Below are 20714 nucleotides of genomic sequence, written 5' to 3'. Positions count from 1 at the left end.
GGGGTTCTCAGGCCTCGACGAGCTCCACCTGGACCTCGACCTCGACCGGGGCGTCCAGCGGCAGCACGGCGACGCCCACGGCGCTGCGGGCGTGCACACCCTTGTCGCCGAGGACCGCGCCCAGCAGCTCGCTGGCGCCGTTGATCACGGCGGGCTGGCCGGTGAAGTCGGAGGCCGAGGCGACGAAGCCGACGACCTTCACGACGCGCTTGATCCGGTCCAGGTCACCGGCGACCGACTTCACGGCGGCGAGCGCGTTGAGCGCGCAGGTCTTCGCGAGCTCCTTCGCCTCGTCCGGCGTGACCTCGGCGCCGACCTTGCCGGTGACGGCGAGTTTGCCGTCCACCATCGGCAGCTGGCCCGAGGTGTACACGTACACCCCGGACTGAACGGCCGGCTGGTACGAGGCCAGCGGCGGCACCACGGCGGGCAGGGCCAGGCCCAGCTCGGCGAGGCGCGACTCGACGGTGCCCGCCACTACGCCTTCTCCCGCTTCAGGTAGGCCACGAGCTGCTCGGGGTTGTTCGGGCCGGGAACGACCTGGACCAGCTCCCAGCCGTCCTCGCCCCAGGTGTCCAGAATCTGCTTGGTCGCGTGCACGAGAAGGGGCACGGTCGCGTATTCCCACTTGGTCATGGGCCCGACTGTAACGCCTGGCACGCACGGTCCCGTGCGTAGGCCGGGGCAGGACTGGTTAGGCTCGAATACGTGAGCAGGTTCCAGGTCGTCAGCGGCAAGGGCGGTACCGGTAAGACCACGGTGGCCGCCGCCCTCGCGCTCGCCCTCGCGACCGAGGGCAGGCGGACCCTCCTCGTCGAGGTCGAGGGCAGGCAGGGCATCGCCCAGCTCTTCGGTTCCGACGCGCTGCCCTACGAGGAGCGCAAGATCGCCGTCGCGCCGGGCGGCGGCGAGGTGTACGCGCTGGCGATCGACGCCGAACGCGCCCTCCTCGACTACCTCCAGATGTTCTACAAGCTCGGCAGCGCGGGCCGCGCGCTGAAGAAGCTCGGCGCGATCGACTTCGCCACCACCATCGCGCCCGGGGTCCGGGACGTCCTGCTGACCGGCAAGGCGTGCGAAGCCGTACGCCGCAAGGACAAGCAGGGCCGGTTCGTCTACGACCACGTGATCATGGACGCCCCGCCGACCGGCCGGATCACCCGCTTCCTGAACGTCAACGACGAGGTGGCCGGGCTGGCGAAGATCGGCCCGATACACAACCAGGCCCAGGCGGTGATGCGGGTCCTCAAATCCCCGCAGACCGCGGTCCACCTGGTGACCCTCCTGGAGGAGATGCCGGTCCAGGAGACCGCGGACGGCATCGCCGAGCTGCGCGCCGCCGAACTGCCCGTGGGCAGCGTCTTCGTGAACATGGTCCGCCCGCATCTGCTGGACGAGGACGCCCTGCGCACCGCGGCGGGCGGCCGCCGCAAGGAGATCGCCAAGGCGCTGACCCGGGCCGGAGTGACCGGTTCTGCCGCCCTCGTACGTCCTCTGGTCGCGCAGGCGGCCGAGCACGCGGAGCGGGTCGGCCTGGAGCGGGAGCAGCGCGCGGTGCTGGCCGGTCTCGGCCTGCCGACGGCGGAGCTGCCGCTGATGGGCGACGGGGTGAACCTCGCCGCGCTGCACGACCTGGCCACGGGGCTCCGTAAGCAGGGCGCGGGGGAAGAGGGGGACGCATGAGCGCGGACACGGGCCCGGCGGCCGGAGGCGGGCCGGACACGGGCACGGACACGGCGACCGGAGCGGGATCGGACACCGACGCTGCGACCGGAGCCGGACTGGACACCGACGCGCTGCTGGACGACCCGGGCATCCGGATCGTCGTCTGCTGCGGTTCCGGCGGCGTCGGCAAGACCACCACCGCGGCGGCCCTTGGGGTACGGGCGGCCGAGCGTGGCCGGAAGGTCGTCGTCCTCACCATCGACCCGGCCCGCCGGCTCGCCCAGTCCATCGGCATCGACCGGCTGGACAACGTGCCCCGCCGGATCGACGGCATCAAGGGCGAGGGCGAACTGCACGCCATGATGCTCGACATGAAGCGGACCTTCGACGAGACCGTCGAGGCGCACGCGGACGCCGAACGGGCGAAGGCCATCCTGGAGAACCCCTTCTACCAGTCCCTGTCGGCCGGGTTCGCCGGTACGCAGGAGTACATGGCGATGGAGAAGCTCGGGCAGCTGCGGGCACGCGACGCGTGGGACCTGATCATCGTCGACACTCCTCCCTCGCGCTCCGCGCTGGACTTCCTGGACGCGCCGAAGCGGCTCGGGTCGTTCCTCGACGGGAAGTTCATCCGGCTGCTGATGGCCCCCGCGAAGGTGGGCGGCCGGGCCGGGATGAAGTTCCTCAATGTCGGCATGTCGATGATGAGCGGCACGCTGGGCAAGCTGCTCGGGGGGCAGTTCCTGCGGGACGTCCAGACGTTCGTCGCCGCGATGGACACCATGTTCGGCGGTTTCCGCAGCCGCGCGGACGCCACGTACAAGCTGCTCCAGGCGCCCGGCACGGCCTTCCTCGTGGTCGCGACGCCGGAGCAGGACGCGCTGCGCGAGGCCGCCTACTTCGTGGAACGGCTGGCCGCCGAGGACATGCCCCTGGCCGGTCTGGTCCTCAACCGCGTGCACGGCAGCGAGGCTTCGCGGCTCTCCGCGGAGCAGGCGCTGGCCGCCGCAGAAAATCTTGACGACGCCCGCATTGTGGATCAGGGGGCCGGGAAAGCTGGCCTTGGTGACCGGGTAGCCCCCGACCCGGCGCTCACCGCTTCCGGTTCCGGAACGACCGAGCCGCCCCTCTCCCCCGAGGCCGGGCAGGCGTCCGGACCGAACGCTTCAGCCGAGCACCAGGACACGACGGAGAACGAACCGCCCCACGAGAACAACGCGCACGCCGCGACCGCCCCTGAGGGCGACACCGCCGACGCCGCCGACGCCGCCCGTGTGGTGGACGTGGCCGGCGCGATCGATGTCATCAGCATCGAGGAACTGACGGCGGGTCTCCTGCGCCTGCACGCCGAGCGCATGCAGGTCGTCGCCCGCGAGAACCGCACACGCGACCGCTTCACCGCGCTCCACCCGGAGGTGCCGGTGACGGCGGTGGAGGCGCTGCCCGGCGACGTGCACGACCTGGACGGCCTCCGGGCCATCGGCGACCGGCTGGCGGACGGTTCCACCCCGGACCCTGCCGGAGCGGCGTAGCGTCGGCGCGCCGCACGGCGTGGCCGGAGCGCTGTCCCGCCGCGCTGTCCCACGGCGCTATCCCACCGCGGCGTACGTCTCGTGCAGTTCCTCGTCCTCCAGCCCGATGACTCCGGGCAGGATGCCGGTGGACCGCTCGTACTCGCTGCGTGCGGTCTCCAGCAGTCGGCGCCAGGACGTGACGGTCGGCCGACGACGCAGCAGTGCGCGGCGCTCCCGCTCCGTCATTCCGCCCCACACGCCGAATTCGACGCGATTGTCGAGCGCATCGGCCAGGCACTCGGTCCGCACCGGGCATCCGGTGCACACCGCCTTGGCTCTGTTCTGCGCTGCCCCTTGTACGAACAGTTCATCCGGATCGGTAGTGCGGCAGGCTGCCTGCGCACTCCAGTCGGTTACCCAGCCCATGCCGGCGCCGTCCTCTCCCGAATCGAGGCTCCCCCACGGCGGTAGCGGCATATTCACCGCTGCCAGTTGAGGACGTTACGGAAGGTGGGGACAGCACAACACCCCCTTCGGGCCCAATCTTGAATGGTCCGAACGGACTATGCGTATGCGGCAGATCACCCAGGGGAGTGAGCCGAGGACATACGAGACTATCGCCGTCAAAAGGGGACAGTTTCACTCAAGTCGCAACGGACTTCTCGCCACATACGGGGCGATTTCGGGAGCGCCTCGATGGATACGGGAAGGGCGGTGCGGTGGCACATCGACCGGACGAAGAATGACCAGAAGATGCGCATGGGGCGGCAGGGGGCTTGATACGGAACCGGACTGCTGTGACAGTTGAGAGCAGCTTAGGCCAACGCCTGCCCGTCTGTCCGGCGAATGCGAACGCAGGCCGCTCACGTCCGCGTGCCCGCGCCGCGACGGCACGCCATGTCTCCGCACGGCCCGATCCGCCGCCCTGATGTCACGGTCTGGTACGGGAACGCTCCGAGAGCCCCCTGCTCCTGCGACACGTTCATCACTACGGATTAGGCTGCCCTCTATGCCAAAGAAGCGCTCGGGCGGCGGTCTCACCACGACTCAGCAGGCCGCCAAGTTCGTCGGTGTCGCCGCGCTCTCCGGAGCTGTCCTGGCGGGCATCGCGCTGCCCGCAGCCGGAGCGCTGGGGCTCGCCGCCAAGGGGACGGTCGAAGGGTTCGACGAGATCCCCTCCAACCTCAAGACGCCACCGCTCAGTCAGCGGACGACCATCCAGGACCGCGACGGCGGCACCATCGCCACGGTGTACTCCCGCGACCGCACGGTCGTCCCGCTCAAGGACATCTCGCCGTACATGCAGGACGCGATCATCGCGATCGAGGACTCCCGCTTCTACGAGCACGGCGCGGTCGACCTCAAGGGCATCCTGCGAGCGATGAACCGCAACGTACAGGTGGGCGGGACCGCGCAGGGCGCGTCGACCCTCACCCAGCAGTACGTGAAGAACGTCTTCGTCGAGGAGGCGGGGGACGACCCGGAGAAGGTCGCCGAGGCCACGCAGCAGACGCTCGGCCGCAAGGTCCGCGAACTGAAGTACGCGATCCAGGTCGAGGAAGAGCTCGGCAAGAAGAAGATCCTGGAGAACTACCTCAACATCACGTTCTTCGGGCAGCAGGCGTACGGCGTCGAGGCCGCTTCCCAGCGCTACTTCTCCAAGCACGCCAAGGACCTCAAGCTGGAGGAGGCCGCGCTGCTCGCCGGCATCGTCCAGTCCCCGAGCCGGTACGACCCGGTCAACGACACGGAGGAAGCGACCAAGCGCCGCAACACCGTGCTGACGCGGATGGCCGCGGTCAAGAGCATCTCGCAGGCCGAGGCCGACAAGGCCATGGAGACGCCCATCAAGCTGAAGGTGTCCCGGCCGAAGAACGGCTGCATCACCGCCGTCAGCGGCTCCGGCTTCTTCTGCGACTACGTCCGCAAGACGATCCTCACCGACCCCGCCTTCGGCAAGACCGACGAGGAGCGGGCCAAGCTCTGGAACCTCGGCGGTCTGACCATCCGGACCACGCTCGACCCGCGCGCCCAGAAGGCCGCCAACGAGGCGGCCACCGCGAGGGTCAACAAGGACGACAAGTTCGCGGCCTCCGTGGTGCAGGTCCAGCCGGGCAGCGGCAAGATCCTCTCGATGGGCCAGTCCCGCCCGTACGGCCTCGATCAGAAGCAGAACGAGACGGTCCTGAACCTCGCCGTCAGCAACAAGATGGGCGGCAGTACGTACGGCTTCCAGGTCGGCTCCACGTTCAAGCCGTTCACCGCGGCGGCGGCGCTGGAGAAGGGCATCAGCCCGGCGACGACGTTCTCCTCGGACTGGAAGATGACGCTCCAGGAGCGGGACTTCCGCAACTGCTCCGGCTCCCCCGCCGGCTACGCGCCCTGGGAGCTCCAGAACGAGCTGGAGTCCGAGAAGGGCACCTGGGACATGACGAGCGCGCTCGGCAAGTCCATCAACACCTACTTCGCGATGCTGGAGCAGAAGGCCGGCCTCTGCGAGACCGTCGAGATGGCCAAGAAGGTCGGCTACGAGCGCGGTGACGGCAAGAAGATCGGGGAGTACCCCTCGATCACCCTCGGCGGTGAGGTGAGCACCCCGCTCTCCATGGCCGGCGCCTACGCCGCGTTCGCCAACCGCGGCACGTACTGCACGCCGATCGCCATCGAGTCCATCAAGGACCCGCAGGGCAAGAAGATCCCCGTGCCGAAGACGTCCTGCTCGCGGGCGATGAGCGAGCGGACCGCGGACACGATCAACCAGATGCTCAAGGGCGTCGTCGAGGACGGCACCGGTACACAGGCCGGGCTCAGCGACCGGGACAACGCGGGCAAGACCGGTACGACCAACGACCGCAAGGACGCCTGGTTCGTCGGGTACACGCCGAACCTCTCCACCGCGGTGTGGGTCGGTGACGACGTCGGCGAGAAGAGCTCGATGTTCAACGTCACCATCGGCGGCCAGTACTACGACAAGGTCTGCGGTGGCTGTCTGCCCGGACCGATCTGGCGCATCGCGATGACCGGGGCGCTGAACGCTTCCGAGACTCCCGGCTTCAACCCCGTCTCCGTGCCCCGCGGCAAGGAGAAGGAGGACAAGGAGAAGGGCGACCGCGACCGGGGCCGGGGCCGCGACCGTGACCGCGGCGACGAGGACGAGAAGCCCGGCGACGACGGCAACCGGTTCCCCGGTATCGAGCTGCCGGAGGGCGTGATCGGCGGACCGGGCGGCGGCGGCCGAGGCGGCCAGGACGGCGGCCAGAACGGCCCGTGACCGTACAGAGCGGTGAGACGAAAAGCGGTGGGCGCCCGGTCGAGGACCGGGCGCCCACCGCTCTTTCTCCGCCCTACTGCTGCTTCTTCGGCGTCGGCTCAGCCGGCGAGGAGCTTCTTCACCGCGGCGGCGACCCGGCCGCCGTCGGCGAGCCCGGCGACCTTCGGGTTGACGATCTTCATGACCGCGCCCATCGCGCGCGGCCCCTCGGCTCCGGCGGCCTTGGCCTCCTCGACGGCGGACGCGACGATCACGTTCAGCTCGTCGTCGCTGAGCTGCTGGGGCAGGTACCCCTCCAGCAGCTCGCCCTCCGCCTTCTCCCGCTCAGCCTGCTCGGTCCGGCCGCCCTGGGCGAAGGCCTCGGCCGCCTCACGGCGCTTCTTCGCCTCCTTGGCGATCACCTTCTGCACCTCGTCGTCGGAGAGCTCGCGCGCCGACGTGCCGCTGACCTCTTCCTTCGTGATCGCGGTGAGGGTGAGCCGAAGGGTGGACGAGGTCAGCTCGTCACGCGCCTTCATGGCCGTGTGGAGGTCTTCCTTGAGCTTGGACTTGAGCGTGGTCATGCCGTGATTGTGACAGGTGCGGGGCCGGAACCGCCCACGGGTTTTCCTGTCACCCCCCTGTCGCCTCCCCTCCCACCTTTCGCTCGTCTTTTCTCTCGGCGTTCCGCTTCTGCGACGATGGGCGTATGCGCGCACGCTACGGAGTACCCCTGAAAGTCACGGCAGTCGGCGCGGCGGTCGGCGCCGCCGGACTCGCCTATGCCGCCGGGTTCGAGGCCCGCTCGTTCCGTCTGCGACGGGTCACCGTTCCCGTACTCCCGCACGGGGCACGTCCGTTGCGCGTGCTCCAGGTCTCCGACATCCACATGGTGTGCGGTCAGCGCAAGAAGCGCGCCTGGCTCCAGTCGCTGGCGGGTCTGCGCCCCGACTTCGTGGTGAACACCGGCGACAACCTCTCCGACCCGGACGCGGTGCCCGAGGTGCTGGACGCGCTGGGCCCGCTGATGGAGTTCCCGGGCGTGTACGTCTTCGGCTCCAACGACTACTACGGCCCGAAGCTCCGCAACCCGGCCCGCTACCTCCTGGAGAAGGTCCAGGGCAAGCACGGCCTCAACGGCAACGCCCCCGCGGTCGGCGTCGTCCACAATCCGTGGGAGCCCATGCGCGACGCCTTCGACGAGGCGGGCTGGCTGGACCTGTCGAACACCCGGGGCCGGCTGAAGCTCGACGGCCTGGAGCTGGCGTTCACCGGCCTGGACGACCCGCACATCAAGCGGGACCGTTACGCCGAGGTCCAGGGCGGCCCGGAGACCGGCGCCGACCTCTCGATCGGCGTCGTCCACGCCCCGTACCTGCGCTCCCTGGACGCCTTCACGGCCGACGGCTACCCCCTGATCCTCGCGGGCCACACGCACGGCGGCCAGCTGTGCATCCCCTTCTACGGGGCGCTGGTCACCAACTGCGACCTGGACACGGACCGGGTCAAGGGCCTCTCCACCCACACGGTCGGCGATCAGCGCGCCTACCTCCACGTCTCGGCGGGCTGCGGCACCAACCGCTACACCCCGGTCCGCTTCGCCTGCCCGCCGGAGGCGACGCTGCTGACGCTGGCGCCGAAGGCCTGAGGAGCGGCGGGTCCGCAGGACGGCGGACAGCGGGTCCACAGGACGGCAGGCGTCGGGTCCGCAGGGCGACAGGTCCGCAGAACGGCGGACAACAGGTCCGCAGGACGGCGGCCGACGAATCGCGGGGGTCTTCCCACCCCCTTACGGTACGAATCATGACCGCGCCCCGGACCGCCCTGCTCCCCCGCCCCGGGCGGCAGAGGTGCTCCCGGCCCCCACCGCTCCCCGCCGCCCCTGGACCGCGGCCCTGCGCACCCTGGCGTGCGGGGCGGCGACCGCGGGCCCGGCCATCACCCTGGCGACCGGGTCCTCCCCACCGCCCCTGCTCCACTTCACGGTCCTGGCGAACCTGCTGGTCGCGGTGGCCTTCGGCTGGTCGGCGGTACGTTCCTGGCGTGGCGCTCCGCCGCTCCCGCCGCGCCTGACGGGCGGGGTGCTCCTGCTCGCGGCGATCACCGGCCTGATGCACCACCTGGTGCTGGTGAACTACGCGGAGACCCCGGCCCCCGCAACCGGCCTGTCCCTCGCAGCAACCATCCTGCTCCACACGGTGACCCCGCTGACCGTCGCCGCGGACTGGCTCCTGCTGACCGCACCCCGGGCCCTGCGCCTGGCCCACATCCCGCTCTGGCTGACCGCCCCCGCGGCCTACCTGGCCCTGACCCTGGCCCGCGGCGCCCTGCTCGCCCCGGGTTCCCCGGCCCGCTACCCGTACCCGTTCCTCGACGTCGACACGTACGGCTACGCGGGCGCCCTCACCCAGGCCCTCGCCCTGGGCCTCCTCTTCACCGCCCTGGCCGCGCTGATCACCGCCGCGGACCATCTCCGGCCGAACGTGGCGGGGTGGATCCAGCACCGAAGAAACCGGATTTCGCCTCCGGCCGCCGGTGGGCTAAAGTAATCGATGTCGCCGGGAGACCGGTGGGCATCGGGGTGTAGCGCAGCTTGGCAGCGCGCTTCGTTCGGGACGAAGAGGTCGTGGGTTCAAATCCCGCCACCCCGACAGCTGAAACACCAGGTCAGGGGCCTGATCCACTTAGTGGATCAGGCCCCTGAGTGGTTTCCGGGGGCGTCTTGGGAGCCGTTTGGGAGCCAATCTCGGAACCCGGCTCCCATCGGCTCCCGAAGTGGTTCGGCGTTTCGATGATTCGGCGAGACAGCTCCCGGGGGCGGTCCCGTCCGCGTACGCTCTGGGCGTCCGACGCACCGCGCCGGGCGCACGAGGGGGCACCGTGGATCATCTCTTCACCGTCGACGGGCGGACGGCCACGCCGATATCGCGCACCGGGCTCGCCGCCGAGAGCCTGCTGGAGCGGCAGCACCTCCAGGAGTGGGTGATCGCCCATCCCCAGGTACTCGGGGAGTCGGTGCTCGTGATCACCGCGGAGTACGACCGGTGGGCCGACACCGACGGGGTGCCGGCCCGCGACCGGCTGGATGTGCTGGGGCTGGACGCGACCGGACGCCTCGTCGTGGTCGAGCTGAAGCGGGGGACGGCCGATCGGGACGTGCACCTCCAGGCGATCACCTACGCCGCCCTGGTGTCCCGCTTCGACCTCGACACCCTCACCCAGGCACACCGTGACTTCCTGTCCCGCAGGGGGCAAACCCTCGACATCGACGCGTGCAAGCAGCGGCTGCTCGACCACGTGGACGGCGAGTGGAGCCCAGCGTTGCTCCAGCGACCCCGGCAGGTGATCATCGCCGCCGACTTCCCCAAGCAGGTCACCCACTCCGTGGTCTGGCTGTCGGAGATGGGCATCGACATCGACCTCGTCCAGGTCGGCCTGTGGCGGGTGGAAGGACACCTCGTCGCCGGGTTCACCAAGGTCTACCCGACCCCGGAGGTCGAGGAGTTCACGCTCACCCCGGCCCGGGTCGAAGGCGAGGCGGCGGCCAAGAAGCTGCAGGAACGCTCGCGTTCACGCAACGCCGTCCACGTGCTCGTCGGTGCGGGCCTGCTGCCCGACGGGACGAGGCTGCTGATGACACCACGTCACGGTGTGACGGAGGCCATCCGCGCCGAGATCCGGTCCTGGGTGGCGCAGGACGCCGACCGGGGGACTGTCACCTGGACCAATGACACCGAGAAGCCACTGGTCTGGAACGCGGACGGAGATTCATACTCCCCTACCGGGCTGGCCAAGCACATCTTCACGAGCGTGACCGGTCGGAGCCTGGACGTCGTACAGGGAACGACGTGGTGGGACGTGGACACCACCCACGTGCCCGACGGCGTCGACCCTGGGGAATGGGCCACGCTGGCAGGGTCCGACCTGACCGGTCTGGCCAGGCAGCTCAGCGGCACTCGCAAGGACTGGACCGGGCTGCACACTCTGCTGAGCGGTGTCCCGGCTGGGCGGTGGACCACCTACGGCGACCTGGCGGCGGTGGTCGGGAGCCATGCTGTCCCCATAGGTCAGCACCTCGGCACCTGCGGTCGATGCCCCAACCCCTGGCGCGTCCTCACGGCCGCCGGGAAGGTCAGCCCCGGCTTCCAATGGCCCGACCCCTCGCGCACGGACACTGCCGCAACCGTCCTGATCGGGGAAGGCGTGCGCTTCAACGGAGAATCCGCCGACCCTGACCAGCGCCTGCACGAGGACGAGCTCCGGCAACTCCTCGACGGCTGAGAGCCCTTCGAAGCCCTCAGCCCATCGTGACCGGTCCCTGGCTCAGGCGTCAGCGCCGCCGAAGCGCTCGCGGTAGGACTCCAGGTCCTCCTCTGTGATCTTCGCGAAGAGCACCGGCGGCACGGTGAACGGCGTGCCGGCCGGGACAGCGTCCAGGGACTTCGTTTGCTCGGCGGTCACCCAGGTCGCGGTGTCGTTCTCCAGGGCGAAGGCCCCGCGCATGGCGGCGGCGGAGGCCGGGATGAACGGCTCGGAGACGACCGAGTAGAGGTGGATGAGGTTCATCGCCGTGCGCAGGGTCAGGGCCGCGCCGTCCGGGTCGGTCTTGATCTCCAGCCAAGGGGCCTTCTCCTCCAGGTAGGAGTTGCCCGCCGACCACAGGGCGCGCAGCGCGGCGCCGGCCTTGCGGTACTGGAGAGCGTCCATGTGCTCCTCGTACTCGGCCAGCAGCCGCGCGATCTCCTCGCCGAGCTTCGTCTCCCCCTCGCCGGCCGCCGCGCCTGCGGGAACCTCGTCGCCGAAACGCTTGCGGGAGAAGGACAGGACGCGGTTGACGAAGTTGCCGAGAGTGTCGGCCAGGTCCTTGTTGACCGTAGCCGCGAAGTGCTCCCAGGTGAATGAGGAGTCGTCGGACTCGGGGGCGTTGGCGATCAGGAAATAGCGCCAGTAGTCGGCCGGGAGCGTCTCCAGCGCGGCGTCAGTAAAGATGCCGCGCTTCTGGGAGGTGGAGAACTTGCCGCCGTAGTACGTCAGCCAGCTGAAGCCCTTGACGACATCGACCTTCTTCCACGGCTCGCGCACGCCCAGCTCGGTGGCGGGGAACATCACCGTGTGGAACGGGACGTTGTCCTTCGCCATGAACTGCGTGTAGCGGACGGTGTCGTCGGCCTCGTACCACCAGGACTTCCAGTCGCGGCTCTCACCGTCCGGGGCGGCGTCCGCCCACTCCTTCGTCGCGCCGATGTACTCGATCGGGGCGTCGAACCAGACGTAGAAGACCTTGCCCTCGGCCGCGAGCTCCGGCCAGGTGTCCGCCGGGACCGGTACACCCCAGTCCAGGTCGCGGGTGATCGCCCGGTCGTGCAGGCCCTCGGTCAGCCACTTGCGGGCGATGGAGGAGGACAGTTGCGGCCAGTCGGCCTCGTGCCGGGCCACCCACGCCTCGACCTCGTGCTGGAGCTTCGACTGGAGCAGGAAGAGGTGCTTGGTCTCGCGGACCTCCAGCTCCGTGGAGCCGCTGATCGCCGAGCGCGGGTCCAGCAGGTCGGTCGGGTCCAGGACGCGCGTGCAGTTCTCGCACTGGTCGCCGCGCGCCTTGTCGTAACCGCAGTGCGGGCAGGTCCCCTCGACGTACCGGTCAGGGAGGAAACGACCGTCGACCGGCGAGTACACCTGGCGGATCGCCCGCTCCTCGATGAAGCCGTTCTCGTTCAGCTGCCGCGCGAAGTGCTGGGTGATCTCGACGTTCTGCTGCGAAGAACTACGTCCGAAATAGTCGAAGGCCAGCTGGAAGCCGTCGTACACGGCCTTCTGCGCGTCGTGAGCCTGCGCGCAGAACTCCGCCACCGACGTGCCGGCCGCCTTGGCCGCCAGCTCGGCGGGCGTCCCGTGCTCGTCGGTCGCACAGATGTACAGGACGTCGTGACCACGCTGGCGGAGGTACCGGGAGTACACATCCGCCGGAAGCATCGACCCGACCATGTTGCCCAGGTGCTTGATCCCGTTGATGTAGGGAAGCGCGCTGGTTACCAGGTGTCGAGCCATCCTTGGATGCTCCATTTCGTACGTTTGGCGCCGGCGGCGGTGCCGCGGCGGGCCGAAGTCGGGAGAGTGCAGCAGGCGTGACCGCGCAGGGTCGCTCAACCGTGTCACGCATGGTGACGGCGCCGGAGCTGCAAGCCGCCGCAATCGTATGGCACCCGGGCGCCACTCCGCCGAGTCGTTTACCGTCGGCCGGGCTCGCACGGAAAGGCGCTCGGCCGTCCGAGACAGGCGGCCAAGCGAGTCTCGAACGGCCGAGGCGGTCCTCATATTAGGCCCGTATGTCCGTGGTTATGCACCCTCCTCATCGCCCGAGGCCAAAGAGGCGGTCCGCATGACCCGAGAAGCAACTTCCAGCATGGTCGGGCGGTCCGGCCCGGATTTCACCCCTGCGATCGGGAAGCCCGGGCGCCTCGCGCCGCCCAGACTTCGCCTCGGTCCGTGTTACCGGCGTACGCGCAGGAGGGCGTCGAGCACGTGCACGGGCGACGTGGGACACATCGACAGGCGCGCAGCGAGCGCTGCCTCCCACTGCTCGGTCAAGCCGACCATGAGGCGTTTGCGCATGCCTGGCGTGACATGGGCGTAGCGCGCCGAAACGGAGCCGTCGATGTGTCCCATGCCCTGGTCCATGAGGACCTTCTCGGTGCCAAGGTCCTCCCTCATGGTCCTGTGGGTGTGGCGCAGTCCGTGGGGCGTGAGGCCCTTGGCGATCGGGAGCCAGCAGGCGTCGGCTCGTTGGTCGGCACCGCGTCCTCGTGCGGGGGCTCCGGGCCACGGCTCGCCGAGTAGCGGTACGGGGCGTGTTTCCTGCGGTGCCTTCTTCGGATACCAGCCCGATACCGCTGGGGTGAACAGCCACGTCGCGAATCCGTTCCTGCGCCAGTGGGCCGCAGGCTCCACCACCGTGCCGCCTCGTACGAACCCAAGATGCGTGATGGCCTCCTCCACTCGTACTCGCATCGACTCGGTGACGCGATCGGGGTGGTTGAGGACGTCGGACACCGTCCCAGTGGAGACTGCGGCCCGGCGTGCGACATCGACGAGTTTCGCGCCCTGGTGCCCTCCGGTACGAGCTGCACCCTGTTCGCGGAACACGTAGGTCCTGCCGTGGCAGGGGCATAGCGTCGGCTTCGTACGGGCGACCTGGTTGGCGACCAAGGCGGACAACCAGTCCGGCCTACATGGCCCCGCCTCGACGGCCACACAGCAGCAATCGGTCCCCGGCAACCTGGCCTGAGCCGCCACGTTCGGCACGACCGCTCTGACAACCAACCACGATCCCGAGAGGGTCGTCGAGCTGCTCGCCCCCGGCGGGCTTCTCGTCCTGGACGACTTCACCCCGTCGCCTCACTGGCCGCCTCGTTTCGAGGGCGTGGTGGATGAGCTCCGGTTCTTCTACCTCACCCATCCCGCCCTGGACGCCACCGAAGTGCTGACGACGTCCACCACTTCCGTGGTTGTCGCGGCGCGCCGCCTCTAGCAGCCGCCTCCGCCGCAGCAGGAGGTGGTGCTCGTCGGCCGGGCGGGGGGCGGGCGGTGGTGTCCGCGGCCGTCGTCGGCTTGGTGGCCCGGACCGTGGCGGAGTGCATGCCGTCGGCTACCGCGTGCGTGGGGGTGAGGTCGGTGTCCGTGAAGCCGGCGGCCGCCAGGTCCTCTCGGTACTCCGTGAATGACCGCGCCGCCCGACGAGGAGCAGGCCGTCGAACTCGCCACGGTGTTCCAGGCGCTCGGCGATCAGGTGCGGCTCCGCCTGTTGTCGATGATCGCCTCGCGCGAGGGCGGCGAGACCTGCGTCCGCGACCCCAGCCCGGCCTTCGGCCTCTCCCGGCCGACGATCTCCCACCACCCCAAGCCGCCGCGGCAGGCCGGGCTCTCGACTGCGAGGGGCGCGGCACCTGGGTCTACCGCTGGCCGCTGCCGGGGACCATCGACAAGCTCGCCGGGATTCCCACCCGGCCCGGACGGCCCGCCCTCCCGGGGGGGAATCGCTTGGAGCACTCCTGCCACCGCACCCGTAGCGGCGCGGCCTTCCTGCGTCGCCCGTCGCCGGGGCCGCCGTCTCTTCCTCCCCTCGCTGGTGGCGGGCTTCATGCCCGGACCGGCGTTGATGTTCGCCGGACCCGCCGGAGTTCCGCACCGGCCCGGTCATCGGCAACGCTCCTGATCAGTGCGCCGGGGTCCGTCTAGACCGCGCGGGCGACCACCGCGACGGCGCTGAGGTAGCAGCAGATGCCGAGCACCGTCACCAACCAGCTCAGCACCGTGTGCCGGGCCGTTCCGCCGGGGGTCATGCCAAGGTGGGCGGCCGCGGCGCCGCTCACGCGAGGTGGTACATCGCGCCGCACACTCTGCTCCAGTGCGCGGCGCACGCGCCGCACATCGGTCCGCACTCTCAGCCCCAGCAGCACGCCGTCGCTGTCGCGTATCAGAACGACCCGATCCGAGACTCCGCCGCGGGAGACGCTCGTCAGCAGCCGGACGCGCCGGATCTGAGCCAGGTCGACGGTACGAAGGCCCGTGACGGTCCGTGCCGTCAGCAGGCTGCCGCTGGTCTGTCCCCGGTCCCGGCCCGTGGGCATCTCGGTGATCAGAACGAACCCGGCGAGGGCGGCCGGCCCGGTGACGCCGAGCGGCACACCGGGATGGAGTCCGGCCGCCGCGGACAGCGCGAGCCCGACGAAGGGCAGGGAGAGGAGACCGGCGGTCCAGGCGGTTCCGAGGCGGCTGCGACGACGGCCGAGGGCCGCGTCCACCGCCGGATGTCTCTGCTGCTGTGGCATACGGGGACAGCCCCTATCGACGCGCGCGGTAGGTCGCCGGCCTCCGCCGACCTGGGCCACGCTGACCGGAGCCGGGGATTTCTGCACGGTGAACGTCCCTCCGTTCCCGCACCCGGGCTGTTCGACCGGCAAGTTCCTCTTGCCGCGTGCGACCTTTGCACAGACGTTCGTACCAACGGAGAGGACCGGGGCGCCCGGCAGGCCCGCTTCCGGCCTCGCGGGTACGCCTCAGCGGCAGGACTTGCTCAGGTAGAGCGCGTACTCGCCGGCCGACGCGGTGAACTCGTAGAGCGAGGTGTCCAGCCCGCAGAGCGAGAAACCCATCCGGCGGTACGCATGAATGGCGGGGGCGTTGATGTTCGTGACCTCCAGCCAGATGTGCCCCGCGCCGCGTTCCCGGGCGAACTCCTCCGCCCGGGACATCAGCGCCCCGCCCACCCCTCGGCCCCGGTGGCCGGGGGCGACCTCGATGTCCTCGACGGTGAGGCGGCGGTTCCACCGCGCGTACGAGACGGAGACGAAGCCCGCCAGGGAGCCGTCGGGGGCCAGGGCCAGGAAGGTGGGATGCCCTTCCTCCACTCGGTCCTCCTGAGCTTCCGCGTCCTCGTCTTCCGGGAACACCTTGGTCAACGGCGGGTCCACCGGGGTCTCCCGCAGCGTGAAGCCGTTCTCGGCCATCTCCACCCGGAAGACCGTGGCCGTCGTGAAAGAACCGTCCAGCGCCTCGACGAGCCCGGTGTCCTCCGGGGTCGCGGTGCGGATCTCGTACGTCGTGTCATCGGCCGGGGACATGGGGCGAGATTACGACGGGGTGAGCCGGCGTCAGCGGGCCGCCGCCACAAGGGCCGGGCGTCCTGTCGTCCGAGCGGCCCCGCCTTGCCTCCGTGCCGACAAGGGCCGCGTTCACCACGTCCGTTCCACGACCCGGACCGGATCGGGTCCTCCCGGCTTCGCCCGTATGCCGAGAGTGAGTGGTGCGCGGGAGACTGAATCTCCAGGGAGATGCGGGCAAGGATGCTGAGCCATCCGGATGAACCCGACCAGCCCTGAGGCGCACAGAGTCTCCCCGAACTCGCCTGCTCCGTCACCGAGTTGAGGTTTATCTACGCGCGGAGCTTGACCCACCGAACGATCATTCGGGCATATCAGACGACTTCTCGCACGGGCATTACCGGCGGGTACCGAGAGCTGCTAGAAACTGCCCATCCCCACATCCCCCCACGCTTCGAAGGGCTGGCAGCCATGTCAGTACGGAGAATTTGGGCATCTCTCTCCACTCTCGCGCTCGCCGCCGTGGCGGCCATCGGTGTCGCCGGGCCGGCTTCCGCGGCCGACTCGGCCGCCGCCGGCGGCTATGTCGCGCTCGGCGACTCCTACTCCTCGGGCGTCGGCGCCGGAAGCTACATCTCCGACAGCGGCGACTGCCGGCGCAGCACCGCCGCCTACCCCTATCTGTGGCAGGCGGCGAACTCACCCGCCTCGTTCGACTTCGTCGCCTGCTCGGGGGCGACGACCTCCTCCGTGGCGAGCAGTCAGCTCGGCGTGCTCAGCGCGTCCACCTCGCTGGTCAGCGTCACCGCCGGAGGCAATGACGTCGGGTTCGCCGACGTCATGCAGGACTGTGTCCTCGGCAGCGAGGCCACCTGCCTCAGCAGCGTGGACGCGGCCGTCGGAAAGATGAACAACATCCTGCCCGGCAGCCTGGATTCGCTCTACGACAACATCCGGGCCCGCGCCCCGCAGGCCCAGGTCGTGGTCCTCGGCTACCCGCGCTTCTACCAGCTGTCCGGCAGCTGCATCGCCGGGCTCAGCGAGGCCGAACGGGCCGCGATCAACAACGCGTCGGACGTGCTGAACGACGTCATCGCCAAGCGGTCCGCCGACGCCGGGTTCGCCTTCTCCAGCGTGGTGGACGAGTTCACCGGACACGAGCTGTGCTCGGGCGACGCCTGGCTCCACAGCGTCACCGTCCCGGTCCACAACTCCTACCACCCCAAGGCCGCGGGGCAGTCGGGCGGCTATCTGCCCGCCTTCCGCTCAGCGGTGTAGGGGCGGGTCGGAGCGGCACCAGGACGGCGGTTCACCGGGCGACCGGTGAACCGCCGTTCTCGTCGCTCTCGCCGTACTCGCCGTACTCGGCGTACTCGACGTACTCAGTAGCGCTCGACCAGGTGCTCCCGGCCCGCCGGGGGCTCGTACGACTCGGGCCAGAAGTCCGTCACCCCGGTGATCAGACCCGCCTCGTCGAACGTGAAGAAGTGGATGGCGTCCAACTCCTGGGCCTCCTCCCCCTCCTGCTCCCCCGTCACCGTGAACCCGGTCCGCGCCGCGGCCTGCCGGCCCTCCGCGTCGGCGACGATCCGCTCGACCCGGACGTGCCAGTCGCCCGGATACTCCTCGTTGAACCGGAGATACCGCTCCTTGCCGCAGATCCGCTCACGCGTCTGCGGCAGGTCGTACACCACGTCCTCGGCGAGGGTCGCCCCGAACGCGCCCCAGTCGCGCGCCTCGGCCGCCGCCCAGTACGTCTCCACCGCCCCGCGCAGCGCAGCCGTCGTCGTCGGTCCCGGGGCGCTGCTTCCGCTCTTGTCGGTCATGGAGAAGAGTGTGGCCCCCACCACTGACAGTCGACCGGAGAAGCCCTGCGGGGCGGCGTCGACCTGCGGTTATCCCTGACGCTCCGCCGGGCGCGACGCCTTGATCGAGTACATGAGCGGGATCCTCGGCCGTCCCGCCGGGAAGCGGTAGTGGCCGTCCGCGTGGCGCTCCAGCGTGTCGAACCGCTGGACGAGCGAGACATCGTGCTCATGGAGGAACTCGATCCGCAGCCCCGCCGCGGCGAGCGCCGTCACCACCCGGCCCACCGGGTGCTGCCACTCGACGCTGCGGTTGTGCACGGTCGGCGCGTCCAGGTCGGCGTACGTGCCCGGCGTCTCGTCGACCCAGGCGTCCCGGCTGAAGTAGTCGTCGGTGACCACCGAACCGGCCGCGTCCATCGAGTCGGTCAGCGGGTGGAACTCCGCCAGGTAGAGGAACCCGCCGGGCGCGACCAGCGACGCCGCGGTCTCGGCCCAGCGGTCGATGTCGGGCAGCCAGCCGAGCGCGCCGATACCCGTGTAGACGATGTCGTACGCGGAATCGGGGACGGCGGCCGGGGCGTCGTACACGTCGGCCACGACGAACGCCGCCCGGTCCGGGCCCAGTCCCAGCGAACCGGCCAGGCCCCGGGCGGTCTCGACGGCGGGCTCGGAGAAGTCGAGGCCCACGACCTGCGCCGCGCCGTGCCGCGCCCAGGACAGGGTGTCCAAACCGAAATGGCACTGGAGGTGCAGCAGGGTCTTGCCCCGGACGTCACCGACCTCGGCCAGCTCGAAGGCGCGCAGCACGTCCTTGCCCGCCAGGAACGCGTCCAGCTCGTAGAAGTCGCTCGCCACGTGGATCGGCACGCGTTCGTCCCAGCGCGCGCGGTTGGTCGCGTGCCAGTCGTCGGGGGTCGGGGAGTACATGCCCGGGACGCTACCCACGGGCCGGGCGGGGGCGCGAGTGGTTATCCGCGGCTGCTCGGCGCCCTCGGGAGCCCCGCGGGTCATCGGGTTGGATGGGAGCATGACGACGACTGATGCAGCAGCCGCGCCCGACTGGGAGAAGCGGTTCCGTGCGCCCCGTGTCTCGCTGCCCGGCTGGGCCGAGGACGCCCCCGACCGTTCGCTGTTCGTTTCCAACGCCACCGGGACCTACGAGCTGTACGCGTGGGACCGGGCGAGCGGGCGGCAGCGCCAGGTGACCGACCGGCCCAACGGGACCACCGACGGCGTGCTGACGCCGGACGGCGAGGCCATCTGGTGGTTCAGCGACACCGACGGCGACGAGTTCGGGGTATGGATGCGCCAGCCGTTCGGCGGCGGCGAGGACGAGCCGGCCGCCCCGGGCCTCCCGCCCTCCTACCCGGCGGGCCTGGCCATCGGGCGGGACGGTTCGGCGGTGATCGGGCGGTCGACCGACGAGGACGGTACGACGGTCCACCTGGTGCGGGCGGCCCCGGGCGCCGAACCCGTGGAGATCTACCGGCACCGGGAGTCCGCGGGTGTCGGGGACCTCTCCCACGACGGAACGCTGATCGCCCTGGAGCACACCGAGCACGGCGACGCCATGCACTCCGCGCTGCGCGTGGTGCGCCCGGACGGCTCGACCGTGGCCGAGCTGGACGACACCGAGGGCGGCACGAAGGAGCTGGGGCTCAGCGTGCTGGGCTTCGCGCCGGTCGCCGGGGACACCCGGCTCCTCGTCGGACATCAGCGCCGGGGCCGCTGGGAGCCGATGATCTGGGACCCGGTCGCGGGCACGGAGACCCCGCTGCCGATCGACCTGCCGGGTGACGTGGGGGCCGAGTGGTATCCGGACGGCTCCGCGCTGCTCGTCGAGCACGAGTTCGAGGCCCGCAGCGAGCTGTGGCGGTACGAGCCGGGGGCGGCGGCCCCCGTGCGCGTGGAGACCCCCGCCGGTACGGTCTCGGGCGCCACGGCCCGCCCGGACGGGACGGTGGAGTACCTGTGGTCCTCGGCCGAGCAGCCGCCCGCGGTGCGGTCGACGAGCGGTGCCGTGGTCCTGGATCCCCCCGGGGCGAAGGCCCCGCCGTCGGTGCCCGTCGAGGACGCGTGGGTGGACGGGCCGGGCGGCCGGATCCACGCTCTCGTGCAGAAGCCCGCCACCGGCGAGGGCCCCTTCCCCACGGTCTTCGAGATCCACGGCGGGCCCACCTGGCACGACAGCGACGCCTTCGCCTCCGGCCCCGCCGCCTGGGTCGACCACGGCTTCGCCGTCGTACGGGTCAACTACCGCGGCTCCACCGGATACGGCCGTGCCTGGACGGACGCGCTGAAGCACCGCGTCGGCCTGATCGAGCTGGAGGACATCGCCGCCGTACGGGAGTGGTCGGTGGAGTCGGGGCTCGCGGATCCGGAGCGCCTGGTGCTGGCCGGCGGCTCCTGGGGCGGCTATCTGACCCTGCTCGGCCTCGGCACCCAGCCCGACGCCTGGGCGCTGGGCCTGGCCGCCGTCCCCGTCGCGGACTACGTCACGGCGTACCACGACGAGATGGAGGCCCTGAAGGCGATGGACCGCACGCTGCTGGGAGGTACGCCGGAGGAGGTTCCCGAGCGCTTCGAGGCCTCGTCCCCGCTGACGTACGTCGACGCGGTGCGCGCTCCCGTCTACATCTCGGCGGGCGTCAACGATCCGCGCTGCCCCATCCGTCAGGTGGAGAACTACGTGGACCGGCTGGCGGCGCGCGGCGCGGTCCACGAGGTCTACCGCTACGACGCCGGGCACGGCTCGCTCGTGGTGGAGGAGCGGATCAAGCAGGTGCGGCTGGAGCTGGAGTTCGCCCTGAAGCACCTGGGGGGCGGTCCGGTGCTCGGTCCGGCCGCGTGAACCCGGCCCTTGCGACCCGCCCGTGGGCGT

At 70.4% G+C, this 20714-nt stretch carries 17 protein-coding genes, 1 tRNA gene and 3 pseudogenes; 11 read left to right on the top strand and 10 right to left on the bottom strand.

Annotation, left to right across the window (positions count from 1 at the left end; genetic code table 11):
• Window positions 1–7: 7 nt before the first annotated feature.
• A complete protein-coding gene (locus CCZ36_RS19150) occupies window positions 8–478 on the bottom strand; it encodes a RidA family protein (RefSeq protein WP_069735516.1) in 471 nt (156 codons plus the stop codon).
• Window positions 478–636 (bottom strand): DUF4177 domain-containing protein, encoded by a 159-nt coding sequence (locus CCZ36_RS19145; protein WP_003967454.1) that lies wholly within the window; start codon window positions 634–636, stop codon window positions 478–480. Before CCZ36_RS19145 ends, CCZ36_RS19150 begins: the two co-directional genes overlap by 1 nt.
• A gap of 72 nt (window positions 637–708) precedes the next feature.
• Here CCZ36_RS19145 and CCZ36_RS19140 point away from each other — a divergent pair, with 72 nt between their 5' ends.
• Window positions 709–1683, top strand: coding sequence for an ArsA family ATPase (locus CCZ36_RS19140; RefSeq protein ID WP_128818197.1), 975 nt, complete (start codon window positions 709–711; stop codon window positions 1681–1683).
• Window positions 1680–3197, top strand: coding sequence for an ArsA family ATPase (locus CCZ36_RS19135; RefSeq protein WP_079149426.1), 1518 nt, complete (start codon window positions 1680–1682; stop codon window positions 3195–3197). Before CCZ36_RS19140 ends, CCZ36_RS19135 begins: the two co-directional genes overlap by 4 nt.
• Window positions 3198–3254: 57 nt before the next feature.
• Here the strand turns inward: CCZ36_RS19135 and CCZ36_RS19130 are convergent, their stop codons facing one another.
• Window positions 3255–3605, bottom strand: a complete 351-nt coding sequence (locus tag CCZ36_RS19130; protein WP_006126397.1) for a WhiB family transcriptional regulator — start codon at window positions 3603–3605, stop codon at window positions 3255–3257.
• Window positions 3606–4188: 583 nt separating this feature from the next.
• Here CCZ36_RS19130 and CCZ36_RS19120 point away from each other — a divergent pair.
• Window positions 4189–6450: a transglycosylase domain-containing protein gene (locus CCZ36_RS19120; protein ID WP_069740842.1), complete on the top strand. Its 2262-nt coding sequence runs from the start codon at window positions 4189–4191 to the stop codon at window positions 6448–6450.
• A gap of 98 nt (window positions 6451–6548) precedes the next feature.
• Here CCZ36_RS19120 and CCZ36_RS19115 read toward each other — a convergent pair whose 3' ends face one another.
• On the bottom strand, window positions 6549–7013 hold the full coding sequence (locus CCZ36_RS19115) for a GatB/YqeY domain-containing protein (RefSeq protein ID WP_069735519.1): 465 nt from the start codon (window positions 7011–7013) through the stop codon (window positions 6549–6551).
• A gap of 125 nt (window positions 7014–7138) precedes the next feature.
• On the opposite strand from CCZ36_RS19115, the gene CCZ36_RS19110 reads away from it, so the two are divergent.
• The 4 genes from CCZ36_RS19110 (at window position 7139) to CCZ36_RS19095 (ending at window position 10710) form a co-directional block, all read left to right on the top strand.
• A complete protein-coding gene (locus tag CCZ36_RS19110; protein WP_069740840.1) occupies window positions 7139–8077 on the top strand; it encodes a metallophosphoesterase in 939 nt (312 codons plus the stop codon).
• 202 nt (window positions 8078–8279) lie between these two features.
• Window positions 8280–8978 (top strand): Pr6Pr family membrane protein, encoded by a 699-nt coding sequence (locus CCZ36_RS19105; RefSeq protein WP_128818196.1) that lies wholly within the window; start codon window positions 8280–8282, stop codon window positions 8976–8978.
• A 28-nt stretch (window positions 8979–9006) separates the two neighbouring features.
• A tRNA-Pro gene (locus tag CCZ36_RS19100) sits at window positions 9007–9080 on the top strand.
• 229 nt (window positions 9081–9309) lie between these two features.
• Entirely contained in the window at window positions 9310–10710 is a 1401-nt protein-coding gene (locus tag CCZ36_RS19095; RefSeq protein ID WP_069735531.1) for an MGMT family protein, read from the top strand.
• Window positions 10711–10752: 42 nt separating this feature from the next.
• On the opposite strand, the gene metG is transcribed toward CCZ36_RS19095, so the two are convergent.
• Window positions 10753–12474 (bottom strand): methionine--tRNA ligase, encoded by a 1722-nt coding sequence (gene metG / locus CCZ36_RS19090; protein WP_128818195.1) that lies wholly within the window; start codon window positions 12472–12474, stop codon window positions 10753–10755.
• A 441-nt stretch (window positions 12475–12915) separates the two neighbouring features.
• Window positions 12916–13647: pseudogene (locus CCZ36_RS19085) on the bottom strand (LacI family DNA-binding transcriptional regulator); the annotation flags it as partial.
• Between the two features lie 103 nt (window positions 13648–13750).
• Here CCZ36_RS19085 and CCZ36_RS19080 point away from each other — a divergent pair.
• A pseudogene (locus CCZ36_RS19080) lies at window positions 13751–13954 on the top strand (transferase); the annotation flags it as partial.
• 189 nt (window positions 13955–14143) lie between these two features.
• Window positions 14144–14451: pseudogene (locus CCZ36_RS35825) on the top strand (ArsR/SmtB family transcription factor); the annotation flags it as partial.
• 206 nt (window positions 14452–14657) lie between these two features.
• Here CCZ36_RS35825 and CCZ36_RS19065 read toward each other — a convergent pair.
• Together CCZ36_RS19065 and CCZ36_RS19060 are read right to left on the bottom strand one after the other, a co-directional pair.
• Window positions 14658–15254 carry a hypothetical protein gene (locus CCZ36_RS19065; protein ID WP_128818194.1) on the bottom strand — a complete coding sequence of 199 codons (597 nt, stop codon included), beginning with the start codon at window positions 15252–15254 and terminating at the stop codon, window positions 14658–14660.
• A 228-nt stretch (window positions 15255–15482) separates the two neighbouring features.
• Entirely contained in the window at window positions 15483–16046 is a 564-nt protein-coding gene (locus tag CCZ36_RS19060; RefSeq protein WP_128818193.1) for a GNAT family N-acetyltransferase, read from the bottom strand.
• Between the two features lie 450 nt (window positions 16047–16496).
• Between CCZ36_RS19060 and CCZ36_RS19055 the strand changes: the two genes are divergently transcribed.
• A complete protein-coding gene (locus CCZ36_RS19055) occupies window positions 16497–17303 on the top strand; it encodes an SGNH/GDSL hydrolase family protein (protein ID WP_128818192.1) in 807 nt (268 codons plus the stop codon).
• Window positions 17304–17407: 104 nt separating this feature from the next.
• Here CCZ36_RS19055 and CCZ36_RS19050 read toward each other — a convergent pair whose 3' ends face one another.
• Both CCZ36_RS19050 and CCZ36_RS19045 read right to left on the bottom strand, forming a co-directional pair.
• Window positions 17408–17788: a nuclear transport factor 2 family protein gene (locus CCZ36_RS19050; protein ID WP_128819616.1), complete on the bottom strand. Its 381-nt coding sequence runs from the start codon at window positions 17786–17788 to the stop codon at window positions 17408–17410.
• A 132-nt stretch (window positions 17789–17920) separates the two neighbouring features.
• Complete coding sequence (locus CCZ36_RS19045; RefSeq protein ID WP_069735537.1) at window positions 17921–18760, bottom strand: class I SAM-dependent methyltransferase; 840 nt, start codon at window positions 18758–18760, stop codon at window positions 17921–17923.
• Window positions 18761–18860: 100 nt separating this feature from the next.
• Here CCZ36_RS19045 and CCZ36_RS19040 point away from each other — a divergent pair, with 100 nt between their 5' ends.
• Window positions 18861–20684, top strand: a complete 1824-nt coding sequence (locus CCZ36_RS19040) for a S9 family peptidase (protein ID WP_128818191.1) — start codon at window positions 18861–18863, stop codon at window positions 20682–20684.
• Window positions 20685–20714 lie beyond the last annotated feature (30 nt).

The sequence above is a fragment of the Streptomyces sp. S063 genome, from assembly GCF_002832675.1.
GTDB lineage: Bacteria > Actinomycetota > Actinomycetes > Streptomycetales > Streptomycetaceae > Streptomyces > Streptomyces sindenensis.
Note: the sequence above shows the minus strand (reverse complement) of the source record. Positions and strands in the feature narration are given on the sequence as shown.

What these genes read in the sequence shown, in the direction of transcription:
- CCZ36_RS19120 (WP_069740842.1), top strand. Translation starts at nt 4,189, where the DNA reads ATGCCAAAGAAGCGCTCGGGCGGCGGTCTCACCACGACTCAGCAGGCC.
- CCZ36_RS19045 (WP_069735537.1), bottom strand. Translation starts at nt 18,760, where the DNA reads ATGTACTCCCCGACCCCCGACGACTGGCACGCGACCAACCGCGCGCGC.
- CCZ36_RS19065 (WP_128818194.1), bottom strand. Translation starts at nt 15,254, where the DNA reads ATGCCACAGCAGCAGAGACATCCGGCGGTGGACGCGGCCCTCGGCCGT.
- CCZ36_RS19060 (WP_128818193.1), bottom strand. Translation starts at nt 16,046, where the DNA reads ATGTCCCCGGCCGATGACACGACGTACGAGATCCGCACCGCGACCCCG.
- CCZ36_RS19145 (WP_003967454.1), bottom strand. Translation starts at nt 636, where the DNA reads ATGACCAAGTGGGAATACGCGACCGTGCCCCTTCTCGTGCACGCGACC.
- CCZ36_RS19055 (WP_128818192.1), top strand. Translation starts at nt 16,497, where the DNA reads ATGTCAGTACGGAGAATTTGGGCATCTCTCTCCACTCTCGCGCTCGCC.
- metG (WP_128818195.1), bottom strand. Translation starts at nt 12,474, where the DNA reads ATGGCTCGACACCTGGTAACCAGCGCGCTTCCCTACATCAACGGGATC.
- CCZ36_RS19110 (WP_069740840.1), top strand. Translation starts at nt 7,139, where the DNA reads ATGCGCGCACGCTACGGAGTACCCCTGAAAGTCACGGCAGTCGGCGCG.
- CCZ36_RS19115 (WP_069735519.1), bottom strand. Translation starts at nt 7,013, where the DNA reads ATGACCACGCTCAAGTCCAAGCTCAAGGAAGACCTCCACACGGCCATG.
- CCZ36_RS19040 (WP_128818191.1), top strand. Translation starts at nt 18,861, where the DNA reads ATGACGACGACTGATGCAGCAGCCGCGCCCGACTGGGAGAAGCGGTTC.
- CCZ36_RS19135 (WP_079149426.1), top strand. Translation starts at nt 1,680, where the DNA reads ATGAGCGCGGACACGGGCCCGGCGGCCGGAGGCGGGCCGGACACGGGC.
- CCZ36_RS19130 (WP_006126397.1), bottom strand. Translation starts at nt 3,605, where the DNA reads ATGGGCTGGGTAACCGACTGGAGTGCGCAGGCAGCCTGCCGCACTACC.